Here is a 21,615-nt window from a genome sequence, read left to right as displayed (position 1 = left end):
GCCCGGCCCCGGATCAGGGCTTCCAGCGCCGCAACAGCAGCGCATTGCTCACCACCGAAACGGAACTGAGCGCCATGGCCGCACCGGCCAGCATCGGGCTGAGCATGCCGAAGGCGGCCAGCGGGATGCCGATGACGTTGTAGGCAAAGGCCCAGAACAGATTCTGGCGGATCTTGCGCACGGTGGCGCGCGAGATGGCGATGGCACCTGCCACCAGCCGCACGTCGCCGCGCATCAGCGTAACGTCGGCGGCATGCAGGGCCACGTCGGTGCCGCCCTGCGGATTGGCCATGGCCATGCCCACATCGGCGGCAGCCAGCGCCGGCGCGTCGTTGATGCCGTCCCCCACCATGGCCACCACGCGCGGTATGCCGCCGCTGCCCTGCTGCAACTGCCGGATGGCCTCGGCCTTGTCGGCCGGCAGCACCTCGGCCTGCACCTCGCCCTGTTCCGGTTTCAGGCCCACGCGGCGCGCCAGTGCCTCGGCAGCCGCGCGATTGTCGCCGCTGATCAGCACCGTTTGCAGGCCTTGCGCGTGCAGCTTGCCCACGGCCTCGGCCGCTTCGGGCTTGGGCGTATCGGTAAAAGCCAGCAGGGCCTGCAATTGCATCGGACCGCCCGGCTGCTGGCGTGCCAGCGCCGACAGCGTGGCGCCCTGTGCCAGCCAGTGGCGCATGAAATCCTCTCCCGCATCGGTGCCGACTGCTTCGGGCTGCAGCTGTTCCATCCAGCGCAGGCTGCCGAGGTACCAGAGGGCACCATCTTCCAGCCGGCCCTGTATGCCGTGGCCGGCTACCGCCTGCACCTCCTGTGCGGGATTCCCAAGCGCAGCGCCCTGGCTGTCCTTCATCGCGCGCAGTACAGCCAGTGCCAGCGGATGTTCACTGCCCTGCTGCAGCGCTGCGGCTGCGGCAAGCGCTGGTGTGACGGCAGCGTGTTCGGTAGCGCTGCCATCCGGCCCCTTCGCGCTGCCCGTCTGCAGCGGCAGCAGCGCAGCCAGCACCGGCTGGCCCTGCGTGAGCGTGCCGGTCTTGTCAAAGGCCACCACCTGCACCTCGTGCGCGCGTTCCAGCGCCACGCTGTCCTTGATCAGAATGCCATGTTTCGCGGCCACTCCGGTCCCGGCCATGATGGCCACCGGCGTGGCCAGGCCCAGCGCACAGGGGCAGGCAATCACCAGCACGGCCACGGCACGCAGAATTGCCTGCTCGGTCGGCAGGCCGGCCAGCAGCCAGGCTGCCAGCGTCAGCGCCGCCACCACCAGCACCGCCGGCACGAATACCGCCGCCACCTTGTCCACCAGCTTCTGGATCGGCGGCTTGGCAGCCTGGGCGTCTTCCACCAGGCGGATGATGTGGGCCAGCACGCCCTCGCCGGCGGTGGCCGTCACCTGCAGCTGCAGCAGCCCGCCGCCGTTGAGCGTGCCGCCTGTCACCTTGTCGCCCGGCCCCACGTCCACCGGCAGTGGCTCGCCCGTCAGCATGCTGGCGTCGATCTGGCTGCTGCCTTCCACCACCGTGGCATCGGCCGGCACGCGCTCGCCCGGGCGCAGCAGCACGCGGTCGCCCACCAGCAGTTCCGAGACCGGTACATCCTGCTCGCCATCCAGCGGCGACAGCCAGTGCGCCACGTCCGGGCGCAGCGCCTGCAGCGCGGCAATCGCCTGCGAAGTCTGGCGCCGGGCACGCATTTCCAGCCACTTGCCCAGCTGCACCAGCGTGATCACCACGGCGGCGCTTTCGAAATACACATGGGGCGCTCCGTGCATGCCGCGATGCGCGTCATCCACCGACAGGCCGTGCCGCCACCACAGCCACAGCGACAGCCCCCAGGCCGCCGTGGTACCGATGGCCACCAGCAGTTCCATATTGCCGGTGCGCTGCTTCAGCGCATGCCAGGCACCGCGGTAGAAGCGCAGGCCGAGTGTGAACTGCACGATGGTGCCAAGGATGAATTGCAACCACACCGGCACCAGGCTGTGCGCTGCGTCCGCTCCGATGAAGGGCGCCAGAAACATCGGCGCCACCAGCGGCAGGCACAGCAGCAGGCCGGCCAGCACCGGCGCAAAGTCGCGTGGAACCCCTAAAATGCGGGTGTTGTCGAGCGGCTGCAAGCCGCTTTGTGCACGCGGCGTGTAGCCGGCATTGCGGATGGCGCGCAGCAGGATGGCCGGGGCCTGGCCGGCAGCGTCCGCCGCCAGTTCCGGCGCCAGCGTCACTCGTGCGGACTCGGTCGCCAGGTTGACGCTGGCATCCTGCACGCCTTCCACCTTGCGCAGGGCGCGCTCCACACGCGCCACGCAGGAGGCACAGGTCATGCCGTCGATTCCGATATCCACGGTAGGTAGAGATGCAGAAAAATTCATGTTGTTTTCAAATTTGCCGCATAATGGCGAAAGCATAAACCTTGTCACCGTGATAAGGTTTACCCTGACACGCAAGACACCACGCCCGTCAAGGGCTTGCGCAAGGGATGCAATGCAGGATAGCGCCAAAACGCGATCCGCTTTTTTTCCAGGAGTACGCCCATGACTACCCACACCTACCGTCTAACCGTCAAGGGAATGACTTGCGGTCATTGCGAAAAGGCCGTCACCCGCGCCATCCGGCAAGTGGATGGCGGTGCCGAAGTCAGCATCGACCGCGAGGCCAATCTGGTGCAGGTACAGACCGTGGCGGATGCCGCAAGCGTCTGCGAGGCGATCCGCGAGGAAGGCTACCAGGTGGAGGACAGCTGCCATGATTGACCTGCTGCATCCCGAACCGGTCGATACCACGGGCGTGGAAGAATGGCCGGTGAACGTCGGCATTGCGTCGCGCCTGTCCGGCCTGACGCCCAAGATGGTGCGCCACTACGAGGCCCAGGGCCTGCTCGGCGAAATCCAGCGCAGTGGCGGCGGCTACCGCCTCTACTCGCTCGACGATGTGCAGACGCTGCGCTTCATCCAGCATTGCCGTTCGGTCGATTTCAGCCTGGACGACATCGAGAAGCTGCTCAAGATGTGGCGCGCCGGCGGCGACCATTGCGCGGCCGCCAAGGAGCTGGCCGACAAGCATATCGAGCTGCTCGATTGCCGCATCCGGGAGATCCAGTTCATGAAGCAGGCCTTGCTCGACCTGACGCGCGACTGCGGCACGCTCGAGGAGGGCTGTCCCATCACCGACAGCATTTCGGGCAAGGCGGCGCCGCCGCCCAAATCGCCCACGCACGGCTGTTGCGGCATGACATCAAGCTTGCGGAATGTGTAACCATCCCGCGCAGGATGCTAATATCAGCCTGATTGCTTACAAATCCACACGCAGCGCCGATGGTAGCGGCGCTGTTGTGGGCATACTGTGCATATTCGGCGTAGCCACGGTGGTTCGCCGCAGTGAACCTTTTCTTTTGCAAGGAAGACCATGACCTTTACGAAGACTTTTGCCAAGCCCCTGATCGCAGCCGCCATGATGGGCGTGCTGGGTACCAGCGGTGTTGCCATGGCCCAGAAGGCCCCCGCCAACGCTGCAGCCAACGCCCAGAACCAGATTGCCCAGCTGAAGAACGTGCTGAAGATCAACGCCGGTCAGGAAGCGGCCTGGAACGGCTTCGTGGCCGCCTACACGCAGAACTTCAACCCCAGCCGCAACCCGAGCGCTGCCGAGTTCAACAACATGAAGACGCCCCAGCGCATCGAGTTCCTGAAGAGCCTGCGCGCTGAAGAAAATGCCTTCCTGAACAAGCGTTACGACGCTTCCCTGGGCCTGTACAACAAGCTGGACGACGCCCAGAAGAAGATGTTCGACGAAATGACTTCCCAGCCGGTGCAGGCCCCGCGCGCTGCCCCGAAGAAGAAGTAATCTTCGGCGCAACGGCTTCCAGTGCGGAAGTCGCCCCCAAAGGCCCGCATGCGCGGGCCTTTTGACGTTTGCGGGCGATGCCCGCCCGCCCTGTAGGACTTGGTCGCAAGCTGCCCGCGTGGCCCGAAAATGCCGCTATGCTTGCAGCTATCCCCATTGCGGAAATCGGCCCGCAACGCACGCACACTACGGAACACGCCCCCATGTTTGGTTTCACGGAAGAACAGATCACCCAGTTCGGCATGACCTTCGGCATTGGTGCCTTCATGCTCTACATGATCTTCATCATCGCCAACCTGGCGTGGAAATCCAAGGCAGGCAAGACCGGCACCTTCTGGCTGTTCCTGGCACTCGGCCTGGGCATGACCGGCTTCCTGGCCAAGCTGCTGATCGAGTACATCATCGAGAAGAACCGGATTCTCTGAAAGCGCAGCCGCGCAGGCTGAAGCCAACGCAAAACGGGTCCGCTTGAACGGACCCGTTGTGCCTTGAGGCGCTGCCAGCGGCGCTCAGTGCTGGTGGTTCTCCATGTCGACCAGCGGGCCGTCGGTGAACAGGAACTCCTTCAGGTATTTCGAGAAAGTCGGATCCTTGCGGCGGATCCATTCCAGCGTCATCGCGGCGTGTTCCTTCTCCTCGTCGCGGTTGTGCTCCAGCACCTTGCGCAGCTGCTCGTCCTGGCAGGCATCGGCGCGCTGGTTGTACCAGTCGACCGCTTCGAGTTCTTCCATCAGCGAGACGATGGCGCGGTGCATGTCGCGCGTCTCGTTGCTCAGTTCATTGACCGGTTCGTGATAGCCCACACTGGACATTGGTTCTCTCCTTGTCTGCTTGGTGAATGGATGACTACATGCCCACTGTAAACCAGGATCAGCGCCCCTGCTGCGCCGGGGCTGCAGCAGCGGTAACAGTCGGCAAGCGCTGCAGCTGCCGGTCATGCACGCCGGGCAGCAGCGTCAGCGCCGCAATGCCTCCGAGCAGCGCAAAGCCCATGTCGGATTGCGTGTCCCACGGATCGCCCTGGGTGCCGAGGAAGGCATCGGCGGCCTGGTCCGACAGCAGGGCCACGCCCCACTCGATCAGCTCGTAGCAGGCGCTGATCGCCATCACCACGCACAGCACCAGAAAGGCCAGCATGCGCGGACCGCGCACGTGCCGGCCGCGCAGCAGGATCTCGCGCGCTGCCACTGCCGGCACAAAACCCTGCATGAAGTGGCCGATCTTGTCATAGGGATTGCGCACCGTGCCCAGCCAGTCGCGCAGCCAGAAGCCGAACGGCGTTTCGGCATAGGTGTAGATGCCGCCATAGATCAGCACCAGGCAGTGCAGAAAGGCCAGCACGTAGAGCAGCGTGGTCAGCGGATAGCGCCGGTGCGTGAAGGCGAGCAGCGGCACGGCAATCATGACCGGCAGGGTTTCCAGCAGCCAGGTGGGCTTGTCGCCGGCCATCCAGCCGGAGACGGCCAGGATCACGAGCATCAGCAAGGCAGCCAGACGTAGCGCTGGCAGGCGTGGATCAGCTATAGATACAGCAAAAGATGTCATGCAGGGCAGCATAAAGCATACGCCTCCTTGAATCCCACTGACTGGCAGATGCTTGGGGTTTTTTCTTACACTGCTACCTCCGCTATCTGCCTACAGTGGAACCGTACCTGCAAATCCTGGCAAAACACCTTGCAGACTTCGCGCCTTACTGCGAGATGGATGTGACAAGAATGTACCGCCACTGGCCAGCCTCGCGCGGGCCAGCCCGGGACATTCACCGCTCTGACAAAGGATGCGTGCTGCAAGGTGTTCTGCCAGGATTTTCGTGTGCACCCCCATACGGACATCACAAGCATAAAGGATGCGGCCATGGCCCTCGCCCTCACCCCCGAACAGCAGCAACTGCTGGCCTCCCTGCCCCACACCATCGGCTCTGCCATGGCGTTTGCCGGCAATAGCGGACTTTTCGGTACCGGCAAGGAAATGTTCACCAACAGCAAGGCCCTGCTCGAAGGCATGCGCCTGTATCCGAACAACGAACTGATCCGCTCCATCCTGCCCGATCCGCAGGCCGTCGACCGCAGTGCCGAGATTGCCGAAATGCGTGCCACGCGCGACTGGATGCAGAACCGCATCCGCGAAAAGCAGGTCAACTCGCAGGAAAAGCTGGTCGACATGGCGGTGGCCGATGCCAGCGAAGCCAACAACCTGCTGATGACGCTGGATCCGGCCGTGGCAGCCGAATACCGCCAGTGGGTGCTGGGCGCGGCCGAAAAGGTGGCCATGGCCTCGAGCGAAGGCGGTTTTCTCGGCTTTGGCGGCGAGCAGTTCAGCGAAGGCGAGCGCAAGCTGCTGGATGCGCTGAAGAACGCGCTGGGCGTGGGCTGACGGGGCAGTCGCTTCCCTCGATTTGCGCGGCCGCGGCACGATTGCTTCACGTGAAACATCGGCCTTGCGTCGCGCATGACTAATTCCTTTGGCTACACTGTCGGTTCCACGACTCTGCTGACAAGTCCCATGTCCAAGCTCATCTTCATCTGCGGCCACGCCGGCACCGGCAAGACCACCCTGGCCAAGCGCCTGGTGCGTGAGCTGAACGACGAAACCTGCCAGTCCTTCTGCCTGCTGGACAAGGACACGCTGTACGGCAACTACAGTTCGTCGGTCATGGGCGTGCTGACCGGCAACCCGAACGACCGCGACAGCCCGCTGTACCTGCAGCACCTGCGTGATCCGGAATATGCCGGCCTGCTGGATACGGCACGCGAGAATCTGGCGCTGGACTGCAATGTGTTCGTGGTGGGCCCGCTTTCGCGCGAGATCAAGGAACACAGACTGATCGACCGCGACTGGCTGCGCGTGCCGGACGACACCGAAATCAGCATCGTCTGGGTGCATCTGCAGGAAGACGAGGCGCGCCGCCGCATCGAGAAGCGCGGCAACCCGAACGACCAGTGGAAGCTGCAGCACTGGGACCAGTACCGCACCCGCCTGTTCATGCCCGATGCTGCCAGTTATCCCGAACTGCGGCTGTACGACAACACCGCCAGCGACGAGGCGCAGTACCTGCAGCTCAAGCGCGAACTGTGTGTGGATTGCGACTGATTGCGCCATTCATTGTTGAATTTGTCACGCGATTTTGCGGCATGAACGCCGCCGTTACCTTTTGATGCTGCACTGCAGCAAAACGCGCCGCACAATCTATCCATGAAGTTCCTACAGAAAGCCAGAAGCATTCTGGGAGGCTTGCAGCGCCGGCTGACGGGGCGCAAGCCCGCGCCCGCGGCCACCGCACCAGAAGTGCCGGCCAAGGGCAGTTTCCGCCGCGGCCACCACGAAGAGCCGGGGGTGGGATCGAGCCATTACAAGCTGTACATTCCGCCCGCTGCCGCCGGGGGCCGGCGCAAGCTGCCCCTGGTGGTGATGCTGCACGGCTGCACCCAGAACCCGGATGATTTTGCCCGTGGCACGGGCATGAATGTGCTTGCCAGGGAGCAGGGGTTCTACGTGCTCTACCCCGAGCAGCCCGACAACCGCGGCCTGCAGCGGTGCTGGAGCTGGTTCCAGCGCAACCACCAGCAGCCCAGCCGCGGCGAGCCGGCCCTTATTGCCGGCATCACCCGCGCCATGCTGAACCGGCACGCGATCGATCCGGACCGCGTCTACATCGCCGGCCTGTCTGCCGGTGGGGCCATGGCGGCCCTGGTGGCACGCCTGTATCCCGAGCTGTTCGCGGCGCTGGGCGTGTATGCCGGCATGGCGCCGGGCGCTGCAAGCGGCCTGTTCACCGCCATGATGGCCATGCGCCGGGGCGGGCGCAGCATCGTGTTTCCCTACACCGAGGACTGCGTGCCCATGATCGTGTTCCAGGGCGATCTGGACAAGGTGGTGCATCCCACCAATGCCCAGCACCTGGTGGCGGCCTGCGTGGCGCCCGATGCCGAGGTGAGCAGCAAGCGTTTCCGTGCCAACGGCCGCGATGTGACGCGCACCAGCTACCGCACGGCTGACGGCGAGGTGATGGCCGAAAGCTGGTTGGTGCATGGCTGCGCGCACGCTTGGTGCGGCGGCCATGCCGGCGGCAGCTATACCGATCCGCTGGGGCCGAATGCCGCGGCCGAGATGGTGCGCTTTTTCGGGCAGCACGTGCGCAAGCCGGCGCGGGCGCAAGCAGCGGTCGCCGCGGCGGCCTGAGCGCCCTGCCCGGGCGCCCCCGCGCTCAGGCGCCGAAGGGTGCCACGCCAATCCAGGCGAAGTGCAGCCAGAAGGCGAATGCCGCCCACAGTGCGGTGCCGATCACAATGGCCACGGCGCTGCGGCCCAGCGTGCCCGGCGGGTAGCTGATGCCCTGTTCGCGGTCGCGCTTGCGCGCGGCGCGGTAGTCGAGCACGGCCCAGAGCAGAAAGGCGCCGAACAGCACCAGATCGGCCAACATGCTGTTGGCCAGCAGGTGGGCAAACGCCCACAGCTTCACGCCCAGGATCATCGGGTGGTGCAGGCGGCCCTTGATGCTGTTGCCCGGCACGTAGGCGGCGGTGAGCAGGATGAAAGCAAACAGCGTGAGCAGGCTGGCGATATGGCGCATGGCCACGGGCGGCTGCCACAGCACCACCGGGTCGGCGCGCGCCACCCCGTAGCCCCAGATGATGAGCACGAAACCCAGCAGCGACACCAGGCTGTACAGGCCCTTCCAGGGCTTTTCGCCGAGGCGCTGCAGCATCTGCGTGCGCCAGGGTTCGGCCACGACACGCACGGAATGCGGGCCCAGGAACAGCACCAGGCCCAGAATCAGAATGGTCATCCCTACTCCTGCTTGAAAACGACAGGACCATTATTGGCGCGTTGCGTGTCAGGGGCAAGGCGGGGGTGCGCAGGCCGTGGCGGGCAGAGAGCAGCCCGGAGGCAATCAAGGGTGACCCACGTCAGGGATTTGGCTGCATGCCGATGCGCTGTTCTCCCACAGCCTGGGAGGGATTTGATCCCTAGACTGGTTGCACGCGTGACCGGGTGATGCCGCCGCGCGTCCGTGTACGGGCGATGCAGTCTGGTCGCAAACACCAATCAGAAAAGGAGTGTTCCATGAAACGCATGATTCTGCCCGCCGTGGCTTGCGCCGCCGCGTTGACCCTGTCTGCCTGCAGCGAAGAAATCCGGGACACCGCCCGTCCCGAAACGCCAGCGTCTACCAGCGAAGCCCTTACCCGGGCCGTGAATGCGTCCGACGCCGTGGCCAACACCCGTGCCAATGCCGATCTGGCAGCCTCTGCCGCACGGGATGCGGCGGCCCTGCCGGTGCCGGGCTCGGTGGATGACGAGGCGGCCCATGCCGCGCAGCGTGCTGCTTCGAACGTGGCGGCCGCGGCGGAAAAGGCAGCCAGCGCCGCCGTGACGGCAGGCGAGAAGGCCGTGCAGGCTGCGAGTGCTGCTGCAGACAAGCGATAAAGCGAAAAAGTGGGTGCGTGGCGCAGGCCGTGCGCCGACGGAAAACGGCTGCGCCGGAAGCAACCGGCTTATGGCAACGCGCTCTGGGCTGCTTCCTGCCTCTGGCGGATTCAGTCCATCACCTGGCCACGCGTCTCGCGCCCGAGCAGCAGCACCCCCGCCACGCCGATCACGATGGTGACGGCAAACAGCGCGAAGATGGCGCTGGTGGGCCAGCCCTGCGCGCCGAGGAGGGGAATCGTCAGCGGCCCCAGAATGCCGCCCAGCCGCCCTATTCCCGCCGCCGTGCCCACGCCGCTGGCGCGGATGCTGCCCGGATAGTTCTCGGGCGTGTAGGCATACAGCGCACCCCAGGCCCCCAGGTTGAAGAAGGACAGCAGGATGCCCGCCACCAGCAGCGCGGTCTCGCTGCCGGCATTGCCAAAGGCCCAGGCGCTGACCGCCGTGCCCAGCAGATAGCTCACCAGCACGAACTTGCGCCCCGCGCGCTCGATCAGCCAGGCCGCGGTGAAATAGCCCGGCAGCTGCGCCAGCGTCATGATCAACACGTATTCGAAGCTCTTGATCAGCGCAAAGCCCTTGGCCACCATCACGCTCGGCAGCCACAGGAACATGCCGTAGTAGGAGAACACCACGGTAAACCACAGCAGCCACAGCATGGCCGTGCTGCGGCGGTGCGGGGCCGACCAGAGCAGCGCGAGGCGCTCCGTCCACGGTGGCACGGGCTGGCGCGTGTCGGGTTGGGGGGCGTCATCATCCAGCCTACGGCGCAGATAGAGCGCATACAGCGCCGGAATGGCCCCCAGCACCATGGCGACGCGCCAGCCGGTATCGGGCGCGAAGCGCGGCATCACGAAATAGGCGATCAGCGCTGCCAGCAGCCAGCCCACCGCCCAGAAGCTTTCCAGCAGCACCACCACGCGCCCGCGCTCGTGCGCCGGCACGCGCTCGGAGACGTAGGTGGACGCCACCGGCAATTCGCCGCCCAAACCGGCGCCGATCAGAAAGCGCAGCGCCATCAGCACCGCCAGGCTGGTGGCAAAGGCACTCAGCCCGCTGGCGATGGAAAACAGCAGCAGCGTGGCGATGAACACGCGCCGGCGCCCCACCCTGTCGGCCCACATGCCGAACGCCACCGCGCCCACGGCCATGCCGATGGAGTTGATGCTGCCCAGCCAGCCCATCTGCGCTGGCGTGAGCGACCAGCTCACCTTCAGCGCGGCCAGCACAAAGGCCAGCAGGCCCACGTCCATGGCATCGAACAGCCAGGCCGTGCCCGAGACGAACAGCAGGCGGTTGCGGCTGAGCGGGACCGGGCTGGGGCTGGCGGGGGTGCTCATGGTGTTCAGGCCTTCTTCAGGAACTCCGACTTCAGCATCATGCTGCCGTGCTCGGTCTTGCAATCCACGTTGTGGCCGCCGGCGCCATCCACTAGGCGGATGCTCTTGATCTTGGTGCCCTTCTTGAGCGTGACGGAACTGCCCTTCACCTTCAGATCCTTCACCAGAATCACGGCATCGCCGTCGGCCAGCGGGGTGCCGTTGGCATCGAGCGCGGCGGCAGAAGCCTCGTCGCCCTCCTCGGCCTGCGCCTGAGCCGGCCACTCGTGGCCGCAATCGGGGCAGATGAAGTTGTCGCCGTCGGGGTAGGTGTTTTCAAGGCCGCATTGCGGGCAGGCGGGGATGGTGGAATTGGGCATGGTCTTGTGATTGTCGGAATGCTTGGATGGCTTGAGTGTAGTCTCTTGCCGATGCTGCGTGGCGGTGGTGCCCTGCCCGATTGCCTTGCCGCGCACAGGGGCACCGCTTGCACGCGGGCGGAAATGGCGCATGATCGCTCTATCTTTCCCAAGGAACGCGCGCATGGACATCATCGGCAGGATTCTCGGCGTCTACACCGGCAAGGCCGTGCCCTACACCCGCCCCGGCACCTTCAGCGCCATCGACCGGCAGCCGGTGGATGGGCCGATCGCGGTGGGCACGGAAGGCCTGCAGGGCGACGAACAAGGCGACCGGCGCGTGCACGGCGGGCCGGACAAGGCCGTGCATGTGTACGCCTGGAGCCACTATGCGGCCTGGCGCGAGCAGTTTCCGGACAACACGCGCTTTGCGGCGGCGCCGGCGTTTGGCGAAAACCTCAGCGTGGAGGGCGTGGACGAGTGGAACGTGTGCCTGCGCGACCAGTGGCGCGTGGGCACGGCACTGCTGGAAGTGAGCCAGGGGCGGCAGCCATGCTGGAAGCTGAATGACCGCTTCGGCATTCCCGACATGGCGCGGCGGGTGCAGGACTCCTTGCGTGCGGGGTGGTACTTGCGGGTGTTGGAGCCGGGGGAGCTGCGGGCGGGGGATGCGATCGGGCTGGTGCGGCGGCCCTATCCGGAGTGGAGTGTGGCGCGGGTGTTGGGGGTGATTCGGGATCGGGAGTGTGAGCCCGCAGTCATGCAGGAACTGCTGGGACTGGGGCTGCCGGCTTCGTGGCAGCGGTTGTTTGCGCGGCGGCTGGATGCGGGGCTGGTGGAGGATTGGGGTTCGCGGTTGCAGGGGAGTCAATAGCCTATTCTATACATTGAAAACGCTATCACCTAGTGGAATAGGTGGCCAATGCTTCGCAATAATCCAAACGCCAAGTCTGGAATCCTAGAGGCTGTGCACGAAACGGCCTCGGATCTGCATCGCCTGGGATTCATCGACAAGCGCAAGCTGCAAAAATTGGATGTGTTGTGCCTGGAACTTATTCTCTTCAATGACAGCGAGCGTGTCTGCACTTTGAAGAATCCACAGGGATAGAACTAAGGGTAATTGTATTAGAATGTATCCTTGACTATGCCTGATCAACCTAGCGGAGTTTTAGAATGACAAAAGTGCTTTTATCTTTCATGTTTTCAATGATGCTGATTGGTTGTACGACGAAATTTGGCGGATCTTATGTTCTTAGCAGTTCGCCGACTCCAGACTTATTGCAAAACGTGTATTTTGGAGATAAACCTAATGATGACCAATTTGATGCGGGTTTTAAGCGCTGGGCAAAATATGGTTTTAAGGATGCTGATTCCATAAAATACGACTGGATTAGTCGGCCTCAGAAAGGATGGATATCTACTTGTTCCCCAGCAGAAGCATATATTAAAGGCTGCCATAAAGATAGCTTTAAATATGGCTATATTGGTCGGATATCTGTCAATGCAAAAAATTCCTATGGAGGGTACATAGGATATGAAGAATATTACATAGTATTTATGAGTGACACCGTTATGAATCTTATACCGGTGGGATTGATTAAAAATAGCGGAAATATTCGTTGAACATTGTCCTCTAGTGAAATGATTTTTGGTAAACTGGCCTCACAACGATTTGTGACGACATTCTGAGTTGCATCGGCTCCTTTAGTCGACAGCAAAAAGTCCGGATTATTCCGGACTTTTTAACTTAATGTGTCACCGATTTTTCAGGAACTTGGCGCAGATTTCACCAATCGAGTCATCCGACAGTTTTAAACATCCAAATTCGCCGCCCGCAACGCATTAGTCTCGATAAAGTCGCGACGCGGCTCCACCTCATCCCCCATCAGCATCGTAAACACCCGATCCGCCTCGATCGCATCATCAATCTGCACGCGCAGCAGACGACGAACAGCCGGATCCATCGTCGTTTCCCACAGCTGCTCGGGGTTCATCTCCCCCAGCCCCTTGTAGCGCTGGCGGCTGACGGCGCTTTCGGCCTGCTGCATCAGCCAGTCCATGGCCTGCTGGAAGTCGCTCACCGGCTGGGATTTCTGCTTTTCGCCCTCCCCGCGCATCACCACCGCATCTTCGGCCAGCAGCCCCTTGAAGGTGTCGCTGGCGGTTTGCAGCGCGGCGTAGTCGGCGCCGTGCACGAATTCGGGCGTGATCAGGCTGGCGCGCTCGTTGCCGTGGTGCATGCGCGCCACGCGCAGGTAGTGCTTGTCGGTGCGCGCATCAAAGCCGTGCGTGACCTTGGCGGTGCTGCCGGCCAGCAGCATGGCCTGCTGCAGGGCCTGGGCGCTGCTTTCGGCTTGTTCGGCGTTGTCCAGGCTCAGGTGCAGGCCGTCGCCAGGGCCGAAGCCGGCCAGTGTACGCAGCGCCTGGCCGTCCATGAAGGTGCTCAGGCGGTCGATCACGGCCATGGCCTGCACGTAGCGCTGCGCCAGGGTGCGCAGGGTTTCGCCCTCCAGCATCGGGCGCCCTGCCCCCGGGTCCACGCGCGCGCCGTCCAGCGCCACGTTGCTCAGGTATTGCTGCAGCGCGTTGGCGTCCTTGAGGTATTGCTCCTGCTTGCCCACGCGCACCTTGTACAGCGGCGGCTGGGCGATGTAGATGTGGCCGCGCTCGACCAGTTCGGGCATCTGGCGGTAGAAGAAGGTCAGCAGCAGCGTGCGGATGTGCGCGCCGTCCACATCCGCGTCGGTCATGATGATGATGCGGTGGTAGCGCAGCTTGTCGATGTTGAAATCGTCGCTGCCGCTCTTGCCGTTGCCGTCTTCAGCCGCCTTGCCGATGCCGGTGCCCAGCGCGGTGATCAGCGTGACGATCTCGTTGCTGGTGAGCAGCTTTTCGTAGCGCGCCTTTTCCACGTTCAGGATCTTGCCGCGCAGCGGCAGAATGGCCTGGAACTTGCGGTCGCGGCCCTGCTTGGCCGAGCCACCGGCGGAGTCACCCTCTACGATGTAGATTTCGCACAGCGACGGGTCTTTTTCCTGGCAATCGGCCAGCTTGCCGGGCAGGCCGAAGCCGTCCAGCACGCCCTTGCGGCGCGTCATCTCGCGCGCCTTGCGCGCTGCCTCGCGCGCACGCGCCGCCTCCACGATCTTGCCGCAGATGATCTTGGCGTCGTTCGGGTTCTCTTCCAGAAAATCCGTCAGCGACTTGGCCACGATGTCTTCCACTGGCGCGCGCACCTCGCTGGAGACCAGCTTGTCCTTGGTCTGCGAGCTGAACTTGGGCTCGGGCACCTTCACCGACAGCACGCAGCACAGGCCCTCGCGCATGTCGTCGCCGCTCACGTCCACCTTGGCCTTCTTGGCCAGTTCGTTGTCGGCGATGTACTTGCTGATCACGCGCGTCATGGCGGCGCGCAGGCCGGTCAGGTGGGTGCCGCCGTCGCGCTGGGGAATGTTGTTGGTGAAGCAGATCACCTGCTCGTTGTAGCCATCGTTCCACTGCATGGCCACTTCCACGCCGATTTCGGTGCCGGGAATACCGCCGTAGCTGTCGGCCGGGCGCGAACCCATGGCGTGGAAGGCATTGGGGTGCAGCACCTTCTTGGTGCCGTTGATGAACTCGACAAAGCCCTTCACGCCGCCCGCACCGGAGAAGTCATCCTCGCGCGCCTCGCGCTCGTCCTTCAGGCGGATGCGCACGCCGTTGTTCAGGAAGCTCAGCTCGCGCAGGCGCTTGCTCAGGATCTCGTAGTGGAAGTCGTTGTTTTCCTTGAAGATTTCGGTATCAGGCAGAAAGTGCACCTCGGTGCCGCGCTTCTCGGTATCGCCGGTGATCTTCATCGGGGAGATCTCGACCCCATCGACCACTTCGATGATGCGGTCCTGCACCACGCCCTGCGCAAACAGCAGCGTGTGCACCTTGCCGTCGCGGCGCACCGTCAGGCGCAACTTGCTCGAGAGTGCGTTCACGCAGCTCACGCCCACGCCGTGCAGGCCGCCGGACACCTTGTAGCTGTTCTGGTTGAACTTGCCGCCGGCGTGCAGCTCGGTCAGGGCAATCTCGGCGGCCGAGCGTTTGGGCTCGTGCTTGTCGTCCATCTTGACGCCGGTGGGAATGCCGCGGCCGTTGTCGCTCACGCTGATGGAGTTGTCCGCATGGATGGTGACGACGATATCGTCGCAGTGGCCGGCCAGCGCCTCGTCGATGGAGTTGTCGACCACCTCGAACACCAGATGGTGCAGGCCGGTGCCGTCGCTGGTATCGCCGATGTACATGCCCGGGCGCTTGCGCACCGCTTCCAGACCTTCCAGGATCTGGATCGCGCCTTCGCCGTAGCTGGTGTCAGGGGCTGTGGATTGCGGGAGGTTCTCGGAAGGGTTCTGCGATTCGGTCATCCGGACATTTTCGCAGATTTGACGCGGGGTTGCAGGGGATTTTGCACGATCGTCAGGGAGATGGGACCGATCTTCGGATGGGGCTTGCCAGCAGCCATGCGCATGGGGAATCAGTCGTCGGATTTCGGGCGTTTACGCGGGGGCGAGAGGGCAAGGAGGTATTGACGTGGTATATACGTTTTATATACTTTGACTGAACAACCGTGCCCCGGGAGTGTCCCATGTCAAAAAATGCCGTTTTCACCCTCAAGCTCGATCCCCAATTGCGCGCCGACTTCATGAGCGAAGCAGCCGGCGAAGACCGTCCTGCCTCGCAGGTGGTGCGCGAGTTGATGCGCGACTACATCATGCAGCGTCGCCAGGCGCGCGATTACGAAAGCTACCTGCAGCGCAAGGTGGATGCCGGGCGGGCCTCGATGCACGCCGGCCGTGGCCGATCGAATGAGGACGTGGAGGCGGCCTTTGCTGCCAGGCGTCAGCAGATCAAAGCGCCTGACGCATGAGGGTTCTCTGGACGCCGGAATAGTTTCCGTAGCGCAGGAACGGGCCGTATCAAACACAAAAGCCACCCGAAGGTGGCTTTTGCACGAAGAAAGCGCCCCGCCTCAGGCAGTCGCCATCGTATCGCTGTCGTTCACCGCAGCCAGCCAGTAGTTGGCATTGAACGGGCTGCTCATGCGCAGCGCCAGCGGGGAGACGTCCACGATCTTGTCGGTGGGCATTTTTTCTTCTTCCAGGGCCGGATCGGCGTCGTCGGTGATTTCCACCTCAGCCGTTTTCGCCCGTTCTGCTTGGCCAGCTTGTGCAGAACGGGCTACAGAAAAGAATAGAAACACCGGAAGGGTATTTTCCGGTCCCCCCAGTAGTCGGCGGCATCGCGGAAGATGTCGAGCAGTTGCTCGCGCGATTCCTTGTCGAACTTGGCGTTGGTGGGGATCTGCTCCAGCACCACGATGAAGCCCGGCTGCGGGCCCGACTTGTGCAGCGGGTCGGTGATGCAGTCGTAGAGGGCGTCGAAGTTCTTGCCGAAATGCGCCGGCAGGGTGAACTGCTGGGCGATCATGTCCAGCACGTCCTGCTTGGTCTGGGCGCCGCCCAGGTTGGCATACAGGAAGTGGTGGCCCATCTGGGTGGCTGCGGCTTGCAGGTCGGGCACGCGGAAGGCGCGGATGGACTGCACGATGTTCGTGCGTACATTGCGCAATGGCGTGGTTTCTGGGGAGAGTTTGGGGTCGATGCTCACGGTGACTTTCTGCGTCCGCTTTGAGGGCAGCCGCATCCTGGGTTGTTCTTAGTCCACTATCTGGCGGAAGCTGTTGTAGTGATCCTGGGTGTAGTAACACACGTCCGGTGTGCGCGGGGCCCCTCCACAAACGATGCGCTTGGCGCCCCGGTTGCGGGCGTGAGCAGGGGCCACGGTATATTCACGGTAATAGCCGCGCGGATGCTTGGGCAGCAGGCGTTCACGGTTGCCGAACACGTCGCCGTCCTTGTCGAACGGGAACGGGCCGCCAGCCAGAATCATCTTGTAGACGATCTGGCCCTGGCGCGGCAGTTCGGCGACGCGGATCGAGGCCATGCCCGGTTTGGCGGCCTTGTTCGCGGGTTCGGCCTGCGGACGCACGGGCTCGGGTGCGGTTTGCACGTAAGCCTGCGAAGGCGCTTCTGCCGCGACGCTGGAGGCAGCGCGGGGCGTGCAGGCGCTGGTCAGCGAGGCCAGGGCGAGCAGGGCGGCACCGGATGCCAGGGCGATTCGCCAGCTGCGTACCGGAGCCTCGGGCCGGCTGCCGGTGGCGCCGGCCGCACAGGGGGTGGCGGCAGCGAACAGGGCAGCAGTCATCGGGTTCCAGTCAGCATGAGGTTCCATTTGCACGGCTTGTGAATCACAGGATTCACAAGGTTTCCGATGGGCAAGTGTGCCGCAAAGCCCTTGGGAAATCAATAGCGCGCGGCTATTGTGCAGGACGCAACATGGGGTTGCCACAAGGCGCTTGCCTGTTGGCGCGGGAATATGCTATTTGCGTGAAAGCCGCGCCGGACAAGGGCTGCGGCGCGTCGTGCAGTGCAGCATGGTGCGGCTCGGGGAGCGAACAGCGGACGGGACATCCGCCGTTCGCAGCCAGCATGAACGGCCGGCCGGCGGTCAGCGTCCGGCGTGCACTTCGGAGACCGTCACCGCCGTCATGTTGACGATGCGGCGCACAGTGGCGCTGGCGGTGAGGATGTGCACCGGCTTTCTCGCGCCCAGCAGGATCGGGCCGATGGCGATGCCGCCGCCGGCTGCCGTCTTGAGCAGGTTGTAGGCGATGTTGGCCGCATCCAGGTTGGGCATGACCAGCAGGTTGGCCGAGCCGCTCAGGGTGGTGGCGGGCATCAGCTTGCGGCGCATGTCCTCGTCGAGCGCCGCGTCACCGTGCATTTCGCCATCCACCTCGAGCCACGGGGCCGTTTCCTGCAGCAGGGCCAGCACGGCGCGCATCTTCTCGGCGCTGGGCTGGTTGGACGAGCCGAAGCTGGAGTGGCTGAGCAGGGCGGCCTTGGGACGGATGCCGAAGCGCTTCATTTCCTGCGCGGCCATGATGGTGTACTCGGCGATCTGCTCGGCGCTCGGGTCGTAGTTGATGTGGGTATCGACGATGAAGACCTGGCGCTCGGGCAGCAGCAGGGCGTTCATCGCGGCGTAGGTGTGCACGCCTTCGCGGCGGCCGATGACCTGGTCGATGTACTGCAGGTGCATGGCGTTGGTGCCCCAGGTGCCGCAGATCATGCCGTCGGCATGGCCCTTGAGCACCATCATGGCGCTGATCAGCGACAGGCGGCGGCGCATCTCGATCTTGGCGATCGGGATGGTCATGCCCTTGCGTGCGGTCATCTGGTAGTAGCTCTGCCAGAAATCGCGGTAGCGGTGGTCGTTTTCGACGTTGACCACGTCATAATGCTCGCCTTCCTTCAGGCGCAGGCCGAATTTCTCGCAGCGCTGGGCAATGACGGCGGGGCGGCCGACCAGGATGGGGCGGGCCAGCTTTTCGTCCACCACGATCTGCACGGCGCGCAACACGCGCTCTTCCTCGCCCTCGGCGTAGACCACACGCTTTTTCTCGGCGCGGCGGGCGGCGGCGAAGATCGGCTTCATGATGGAGCCGGAGGCGTAGGTGAAGGCCTGCAGCTTCTCGCGGTAGGCGTTCATGTCGGAGATCGGGCGTGCGGCCACGCCGGCTTCCATGGCGGCCGCCGCCACGGCCGGCGCGATCTTGATCATCAGGCGCGGATCGAACGGCTTGGGAATCAGGTATTCGGGGCCGAAGGCCAGTTCATGGCCGACGTAGGCCGCAGCCACCACTTCGCTCTGCTCGGCCTGGGCCAGCTCGGCAATGGCGTGCACCGCCGCGATTTCCATCTCGTCGGTGATGGTGGTGGCGCCGCAGTCGAGCGCGCCGCGGAAGATGTAGGGGAAGCACAGGACGTTGTTGACCTGGTTCGGATAGTCGGTGCGGCCGGTGGCCATCAGGGCGTCGTCGCGCACCTGTTTGACTTCGTCGGGCGTGATTTCGGGCGTGGGGTTGGCCAGCGCGAAGATCAGCGGCTTGTCGGCCATGCGGCGCACCATGTCCTGCTTGAGCACGCCGCCAGCGGACAGGCCGAGGAACACGTCGGCACCGTCGATGATTTCGCCCAGCGTGCGCAGCGGGGTGTCCTGCATGAACTGGGCCTTGTCCTCGTCCATCAGCTCGGTGCGGCCCTTGTAGACCACGCCGGCCAGGTCGGTCACCCAGATGTTGCTGCGGCGCACGCCGAGCTTGACCAGCAGGTTGATGCAGGCCAGCGCGGCGGCACCGGCGCCGGAGGTGACGACCTTCACGTCCTCGATCTTCTTGCCGACCACCTTCAGGCCGTTGAGCAGGGCGGCGCCGACAACGATGGCGGTGCCGTGCTGGTCATCGTGGAACACCGGGATCTTCATGCGCTCGCGCAGCTTGCGCTCGATGTAGAAGCAGTCGGGGGCCTTGATGTCTTCGAGGTTGATGCCGCCGAAGGTGGGTTCCATGGCCGCGATGATCTCGACCAGACGGTCCGGATCCTTTTCGTTGAGTTCGATGTCGAACACGTCGATGCCGGCGAACTTCTTGAACAGCACGCCCTTGCCTTCCATCACCGGCTTGCCGGCCAGCGGGCCGATGTCGCCCAGGCCCAGCACGGCGGTGCCGTTGGTGACCACGCCGACCAGGTTGCCGCGCGCGGTGTAGCGGAACGCGGCTGCGGGGTCTTTCACGATCTCCTCGCAGGGAGCGGCCACGCCGGGGGAGTAGGCCAGCGCCAGATCGTGCTGGTTCACCATCTGCTTGGTGGCCTCGACGCTGATCTTGCCGGGGCGCGGCAGCTCGTGGTAGTCGAGGGCGGCCTGGCGCAGCTCGGGGTGGCGGTTGGTGCTGCTGCTGGGATTGCTGGCGGGAATATCAGTGGGCATGGGTGGCTCCGAAACGACAAAAGGCACGGCACACGGGTGGCGTGCCGGCCGGAAAACGGGGGCTGTTACATGCCGATTGTAGGTGCTGTTTCCTGCCGGTGCGGGGTTCGGGAGAACCCGCGGCGCGGCATGCGCTTTACGATTGTCATGAACGGGGCAAGGACGTAGACGCGGACGTCAACAAGTGCCCCCCGAAGCTCAACGCACGGAAAGTTGCCGCCGGCGGAGCGGCGCCGAAGCGCAATGCCTGTTTCAGGCGCGCGGATCGGGGTGCAGATCCATCTCCTGCAGCGTCACCATGCGCGTGCGGTAGCGCAGCTTGTGGTACAGGAAGAAGGCCAGAAACACCGGGATGCCCATGTAGGTGACGGACAGGCGTTGCCAGTTCAGGTCGCCATGCAGCAGCAGCTGCGTGTCCTGCCCGACGATGACCAGCAGGCACATGGCCAGCGCCATCAGCGGGCCGAAGGGGAACCAGCGGGCGCGGTAGCGCAGCGCGTTCACGTCGCGCCCCTGCACCATGTAGGCGCGGCGGAAGCGGTAGTGGCTGATGGCGATGCCGACCCAGGCGATGAAACCGGTGAGACCGGAAGCGGCCAGCACGTAGGCGTAGGCGTTGTCGCTGCCCTGCTGCAGCAGGAACACCAGCAGCACCACCGCGCTGGTGGCCAGCACGGCCGGCAGCGGCACGCCCAGGCGCGAGGCGCGGCCGAAGATGGGCCAGGCCATGCCGCTGCGGCCCATGGCAAACAGCATGCGGGTGGAGGCATACATGCCGGAGTTGCCGGCCGAAAGGATGGAGGTGAGGATCACCGCATTCATCACCGCGGCGGCAAAGGCCAGGCCGGCGCGCTCGAACACCAGCGTGAAGGGCGACTTGGCGATCTCGTTCACGTTGCCACCGAGCAGCTCGGGGCTGGTGTAGGGAATCAGCAGGCCGATCACGGCAATCGCCAGGATGTAGAAGATCAGGATGCGCCAGAACACCTGCTTGATGGCCTGCGGGATGGCTTTTTCCGGTTCTTCCGATTCGCCCGCGGTGACGCCGATCAGCTCGGTGCCCTGGAAGGAGAAGCCGGCGATCAGGAACACGCCCAGCGTGGTGAGGAACTGTCCGCCCAGGCCCTGGCCGAGGAAGGGCGCATCGCCCAGCGTGAAGTTGGAAAAGCCCACATAGGCGCCGCCGAGGATGCCGAAGATGGTGAGTACGCCCACGCCCAGAAACACGATCACCGTCACCACCTTGACCAGCGCCATCCAGTACTCGGTTTCGCCATAGACGCGCACCGGCAGCAGGTTGAGCAGCACGATGATGGCCAGGATCAGCCCGCTCCAGGCCCAGGGCGGCATGAAGCGCAGCGGCTCCCAGTAGGAGATGACCAGCGCCGCAATGGTGACGTCGGCCGCGACCGTGATGACCCAGTTGAACCAGTAGTTCCAACCCAGCGCGAAGCCGAGCGATGGGTGCACGAAGCGTGCAGCATAGGTGCTGAAGGAGCCCGTTACCGGCATGTAGGTGGCCAGTTCGCCGAGCGAGGTCATGAAGAAATAGACCATGAAGCCGATGGCGGCGTAGGCGAGCAGGGCGCCGCCGGGACCGGCTTCGTGGATGGCGGAGCCGCTGGCCATGAACAGGCCGGTGCCGATGCAGCCGCCGATGGCGATCATAGAGAGATGGCGCGTCTTGAGCTGGCGATGCATGGCCGCGTCGGCCTGGGTGGTGGCGTGGGTCATGGAAAAACCGCCCGGTGCAGGGTGCACGGGGCGGGCGGGAAAAAGTCCTGATGGGGGTGGATTCTATGCGCTCCCTGCAGA

General features: G+C 64.1%; 23 protein-coding genes. 11 read left to right on the top strand and 12 right to left on the bottom strand.

Going from position 1 to position 21,615, the window contains the following annotated elements; genetic code table 11:
- Window positions 1–13 precede the first annotated feature (13 nt).
- The gene (locus ACX36O_RS13095) at window positions 14–2,365 is read right to left on the bottom strand and encodes a heavy metal translocating P-type ATPase (RefSeq protein WP_323031968.1); all 2,352 of its coding nucleotides are present in this window, start codon (window positions 2,363–2,365) and stop codon (window positions 14–16) included.
- Between the two features lie 162 nt (window positions 2,366–2,527).
- Between ACX36O_RS13095 and ACX36O_RS13090 the strand changes: the two genes are divergently transcribed.
- From ACX36O_RS13090 to ACX36O_RS13075, 4 genes are all read left to right on the top strand, one after another.
- A complete protein-coding gene (locus tag ACX36O_RS13090; RefSeq protein ID WP_213362155.1) occupies window positions 2,528–2,746 on the top strand; it encodes a heavy-metal-associated domain-containing protein in 219 nt (72 codons plus the stop codon).
- On the top strand, window positions 2,739–3,248 hold the full coding sequence (locus ACX36O_RS13085) for a MerR family DNA-binding protein (RefSeq protein ID WP_213362154.1): 510 nt from the start codon (window positions 2,739–2,741) through the stop codon (window positions 3,246–3,248). The genes ACX36O_RS13090 and ACX36O_RS13085 overlap by 8 nt, the downstream gene beginning before the upstream one ends.
- Window positions 3,249–3,398: 150 nt before the next feature.
- Complete coding sequence (locus tag ACX36O_RS13080; protein ID WP_213362153.1) at window positions 3,399–3,836, top strand: Spy/CpxP family protein refolding chaperone; 438 nt, start codon at window positions 3,399–3,401, stop codon at window positions 3,834–3,836.
- A gap of 203 nt (window positions 3,837–4,039) precedes the next feature.
- Window positions 4,040–4,261, top strand: coding sequence for a DUF2788 domain-containing protein (locus ACX36O_RS13075; RefSeq protein WP_213362152.1), 222 nt, complete (start codon window positions 4,040–4,042; stop codon window positions 4,259–4,261).
- A gap of 84 nt (window positions 4,262–4,345) precedes the next feature.
- Here ACX36O_RS13075 and ACX36O_RS13070 read toward each other — a convergent pair whose 3' ends face one another.
- Window positions 4,346–4,648, bottom strand: a complete 303-nt coding sequence (locus ACX36O_RS13070) for an encapsulin-associated ferritin-like protein (RefSeq protein WP_213362151.1) — start codon at window positions 4,646–4,648, stop codon at window positions 4,346–4,348.
- Between the two features lie 58 nt (window positions 4,649–4,706).
- Window positions 4,707–5,381 carry a DUF2238 domain-containing protein gene (locus ACX36O_RS13065; RefSeq protein ID WP_213362150.1) on the bottom strand — a complete coding sequence of 225 codons (675 nt, stop codon included), beginning with the start codon at window positions 5,379–5,381 and terminating at the stop codon, window positions 4,707–4,709.
- Between the two features lie 309 nt (window positions 5,382–5,690).
- On the opposite strand from ACX36O_RS13065, the gene ACX36O_RS13060 reads away from it, so the two are divergent.
- The 3 genes from ACX36O_RS13060 (at window position 5,691) to ACX36O_RS13050 (ending at window position 8,015) form a co-directional block, all read left to right on the top strand.
- Entirely contained in the window at window positions 5,691–6,209 is a 519-nt protein-coding gene (locus ACX36O_RS13060; RefSeq protein ID WP_213362149.1) for a hypothetical protein, read from the top strand.
- A gap of 129 nt (window positions 6,210–6,338) precedes the next feature.
- Complete coding sequence (locus ACX36O_RS13055) at window positions 6,339–6,926, top strand: P-loop nucleotide/nucleoside kinase family protein (protein WP_213362148.1); 588 nt, start codon at window positions 6,339–6,341, stop codon at window positions 6,924–6,926.
- A gap of 102 nt (window positions 6,927–7,028) precedes the next feature.
- The gene (locus ACX36O_RS13050; RefSeq protein WP_213362146.1) at window positions 7,029–8,015 is read left to right on the top strand and encodes an extracellular catalytic domain type 1 short-chain-length polyhydroxyalkanoate depolymerase; all 987 of its coding nucleotides are present in this window, start codon (window positions 7,029–7,031) and stop codon (window positions 8,013–8,015) included.
- A gap of 25 nt (window positions 8,016–8,040) precedes the next feature.
- Here the strand turns inward: ACX36O_RS13050 and ACX36O_RS13045 are convergent, their stop codons facing one another.
- The gene (locus tag ACX36O_RS13045) at window positions 8,041–8,622 is read right to left on the bottom strand and encodes an NnrU family protein (protein ID WP_213362144.1); all 582 of its coding nucleotides are present in this window, start codon (window positions 8,620–8,622) and stop codon (window positions 8,041–8,043) included.
- A gap of 278 nt (window positions 8,623–8,900) precedes the next feature.
- Between ACX36O_RS13045 and ACX36O_RS13040 the strand changes: the two genes are divergently transcribed.
- Window positions 8,901–9,263 (top strand): hypothetical protein, encoded by a 363-nt coding sequence (locus tag ACX36O_RS13040; RefSeq protein WP_213362142.1) that lies wholly within the window; start codon window positions 8,901–8,903, stop codon window positions 9,261–9,263.
- Window positions 9,264–9,373: 110 nt separating this feature from the next.
- Here ACX36O_RS13040 and ACX36O_RS13035 read toward each other — a convergent pair whose 3' ends face one another.
- Entirely contained in the window at window positions 9,374–10,603 is a 1,230-nt protein-coding gene (locus ACX36O_RS13035; RefSeq protein ID WP_213362140.1) for an MFS transporter, read from the bottom strand.
- Window positions 10,604–10,608: 5 nt separating this feature from the next.
- Window positions 10,609–10,962, bottom strand: a complete 354-nt coding sequence (locus ACX36O_RS13030) for a zinc ribbon domain-containing protein YjdM (RefSeq protein ID WP_213362139.1) — start codon at window positions 10,960–10,962, stop codon at window positions 10,609–10,611.
- A gap of 130 nt (window positions 10,963–11,092) precedes the next feature.
- On the opposite strand from ACX36O_RS13030, the gene ACX36O_RS13025 reads away from it, so the two are divergent.
- Window positions 11,093–11,815 (top strand): MOSC domain-containing protein, encoded by a 723-nt coding sequence (locus ACX36O_RS13025; RefSeq protein WP_371699378.1) that lies wholly within the window; start codon window positions 11,093–11,095, stop codon window positions 11,813–11,815.
- Window positions 11,816–12,114: 299 nt separating this feature from the next.
- The gene (locus tag ACX36O_RS13020; RefSeq protein ID WP_213362137.1) at window positions 12,115–12,564 is read left to right on the top strand and encodes a hypothetical protein; all 450 of its coding nucleotides are present in this window, start codon (window positions 12,115–12,117) and stop codon (window positions 12,562–12,564) included.
- A gap of 188 nt (window positions 12,565–12,752) precedes the next feature.
- Here ACX36O_RS13020 and gyrB read toward each other — a convergent pair whose 3' ends face one another.
- Window positions 12,753–15,335: a DNA topoisomerase (ATP-hydrolyzing) subunit B gene (gene gyrB, locus ACX36O_RS13015; RefSeq protein ID WP_213362136.1), complete on the bottom strand. Its 2,583-nt coding sequence runs from the start codon at window positions 15,333–15,335 to the stop codon at window positions 12,753–12,755.
- A gap of 221 nt (window positions 15,336–15,556) precedes the next feature.
- On the opposite strand from gyrB, the gene ACX36O_RS13010 reads away from it, so the two are divergent.
- Window positions 15,557–15,838: a CopG family ribbon-helix-helix protein gene (locus tag ACX36O_RS13010; RefSeq protein WP_213362135.1), complete on the top strand. Its 282-nt coding sequence runs from the start codon at window positions 15,557–15,559 to the stop codon at window positions 15,836–15,838.
- Window positions 15,839–15,940: 102 nt separating this feature from the next.
- Here ACX36O_RS13010 and ACX36O_RS13005 read toward each other — a convergent pair whose 3' ends face one another.
- From ACX36O_RS13005 to ACX36O_RS12985, 5 genes are all read right to left on the bottom strand, one after another.
- Complete coding sequence (locus ACX36O_RS13005; RefSeq protein WP_159430741.1) at window positions 15,941–16,102, bottom strand: hypothetical protein; 162 nt, start codon at window positions 16,100–16,102, stop codon at window positions 15,941–15,943.
- Window positions 16,103–16,149: 47 nt separating this feature from the next.
- Entirely contained in the window at window positions 16,150–16,572 is a 423-nt protein-coding gene (locus ACX36O_RS13000; protein WP_371686795.1) for a barstar family protein, read from the bottom strand.
- A gap of 54 nt (window positions 16,573–16,626) precedes the next feature.
- Complete coding sequence (locus tag ACX36O_RS12995; protein WP_371686796.1) at window positions 16,627–16,959, bottom strand: guanyl-specific ribonuclease; 333 nt, start codon at window positions 16,957–16,959, stop codon at window positions 16,627–16,629.
- A gap of 519 nt (window positions 16,960–17,478) precedes the next feature.
- On the bottom strand, window positions 17,479–19,800 hold the full coding sequence (locus ACX36O_RS12990) for an NADP-dependent malic enzyme (protein WP_213362132.1): 2,322 nt from the start codon (window positions 19,798–19,800) through the stop codon (window positions 17,479–17,481).
- Window positions 19,801–20,052: 252 nt separating this feature from the next.
- A complete protein-coding gene (locus ACX36O_RS12985; protein ID WP_488359871.1) occupies window positions 20,053–21,534 on the bottom strand; it encodes an amino acid permease in 1,482 nt (493 codons plus the stop codon).
- Between the last annotated feature and the right edge of the window lie 81 nt (window positions 21,535–21,615).

The sequence above is a fragment of the Brachymonas sp. KE5 genome (assembly GCF_057773645.1).
This window is presented reverse-complemented; position numbering and strand designations above follow the sequence as displayed.

Excerpts from the sequence above, each read along its gene's own strand:
- ACX36O_RS13020 (WP_213362137.1), top strand. The coding sequence starts at position 12,115 with ATGACAAAAGTGCTTTTATCTTTCATGTTTTCAATGATGCTGATTGGT.
- ACX36O_RS12985 (WP_488359871.1), bottom strand. The coding sequence starts at position 21,534 with ATGACCCACGCCACCACCCAGGCCGACGCGGCCATGCATCGCCAGCTC.
- ACX36O_RS13055 (WP_213362148.1), top strand. The coding sequence starts at position 6,339 with ATGTCCAAGCTCATCTTCATCTGCGGCCACGCCGGCACCGGCAAGACC.
- ACX36O_RS13025 (WP_371699378.1), top strand. The coding sequence starts at position 11,093 with ATGATCGCTCTATCTTTCCCAAGGAACGCGCGCATGGACATCATCGGC.
- ACX36O_RS13070 (WP_213362151.1), bottom strand. The coding sequence starts at position 4,648 with ATGTCCAGTGTGGGCTATCACGAACCGGTCAATGAACTGAGCAACGAG.
- ACX36O_RS13080 (WP_213362153.1), top strand. The coding sequence starts at position 3,399 with ATGACCTTTACGAAGACTTTTGCCAAGCCCCTGATCGCAGCCGCCATG.
- ACX36O_RS13010 (WP_213362135.1), top strand. The coding sequence starts at position 15,557 with ATGTCAAAAAATGCCGTTTTCACCCTCAAGCTCGATCCCCAATTGCGC.
- ACX36O_RS13095 (WP_323031968.1), bottom strand. The coding sequence starts at position 2,365 with ATGAATTTTTCTGCATCTCTACCTACCGTGGATATCGGAATCGACGGC.
- ACX36O_RS13035 (WP_213362140.1), bottom strand. The coding sequence starts at position 10,603 with ATGAGCACCCCCGCCAGCCCCAGCCCGGTCCCGCTCAGCCGCAACCGC.
- ACX36O_RS12990 (WP_213362132.1), bottom strand. The coding sequence starts at position 19,800 with ATGCCCACTGATATTCCCGCCAGCAATCCCAGCAGCAGCACCAACCGC.
- ACX36O_RS13090 (WP_213362155.1), top strand. The coding sequence starts at position 2,528 with ATGACTACCCACACCTACCGTCTAACCGTCAAGGGAATGACTTGCGGT.
- ACX36O_RS13045 (WP_213362144.1), bottom strand. The coding sequence starts at position 8,622 with ATGACCATTCTGATTCTGGGCCTGGTGCTGTTCCTGGGCCCGCATTCC.
- ACX36O_RS13040 (WP_213362142.1), top strand. The coding sequence starts at position 8,901 with ATGAAACGCATGATTCTGCCCGCCGTGGCTTGCGCCGCCGCGTTGACC.
- ACX36O_RS13030 (WP_213362139.1), bottom strand. The coding sequence starts at position 10,962 with ATGCCCAATTCCACCATCCCCGCCTGCCCGCAATGCGGCCTTGAAAAC.
- ACX36O_RS13085 (WP_213362154.1), top strand. The coding sequence starts at position 2,739 with ATGATTGACCTGCTGCATCCCGAACCGGTCGATACCACGGGCGTGGAA.
- ACX36O_RS13060 (WP_213362149.1), top strand. The coding sequence starts at position 5,691 with ATGGCCCTCGCCCTCACCCCCGAACAGCAGCAACTGCTGGCCTCCCTG.
- gyrB (WP_213362136.1), bottom strand. The coding sequence starts at position 15,335 with ATGACCGAATCGCAGAACCCTTCCGAGAACCTCCCGCAATCCACAGCC.
- ACX36O_RS13075 (WP_213362152.1), top strand. The coding sequence starts at position 4,040 with ATGTTTGGTTTCACGGAAGAACAGATCACCCAGTTCGGCATGACCTTC.
- ACX36O_RS13065 (WP_213362150.1), bottom strand. The coding sequence starts at position 5,381 with ATGACATCTTTTGCTGTATCTATAGCTGATCCACGCCTGCCAGCGCTA.
- ACX36O_RS13050 (WP_213362146.1), top strand. The coding sequence starts at position 7,029 with ATGAAGTTCCTACAGAAAGCCAGAAGCATTCTGGGAGGCTTGCAGCGC.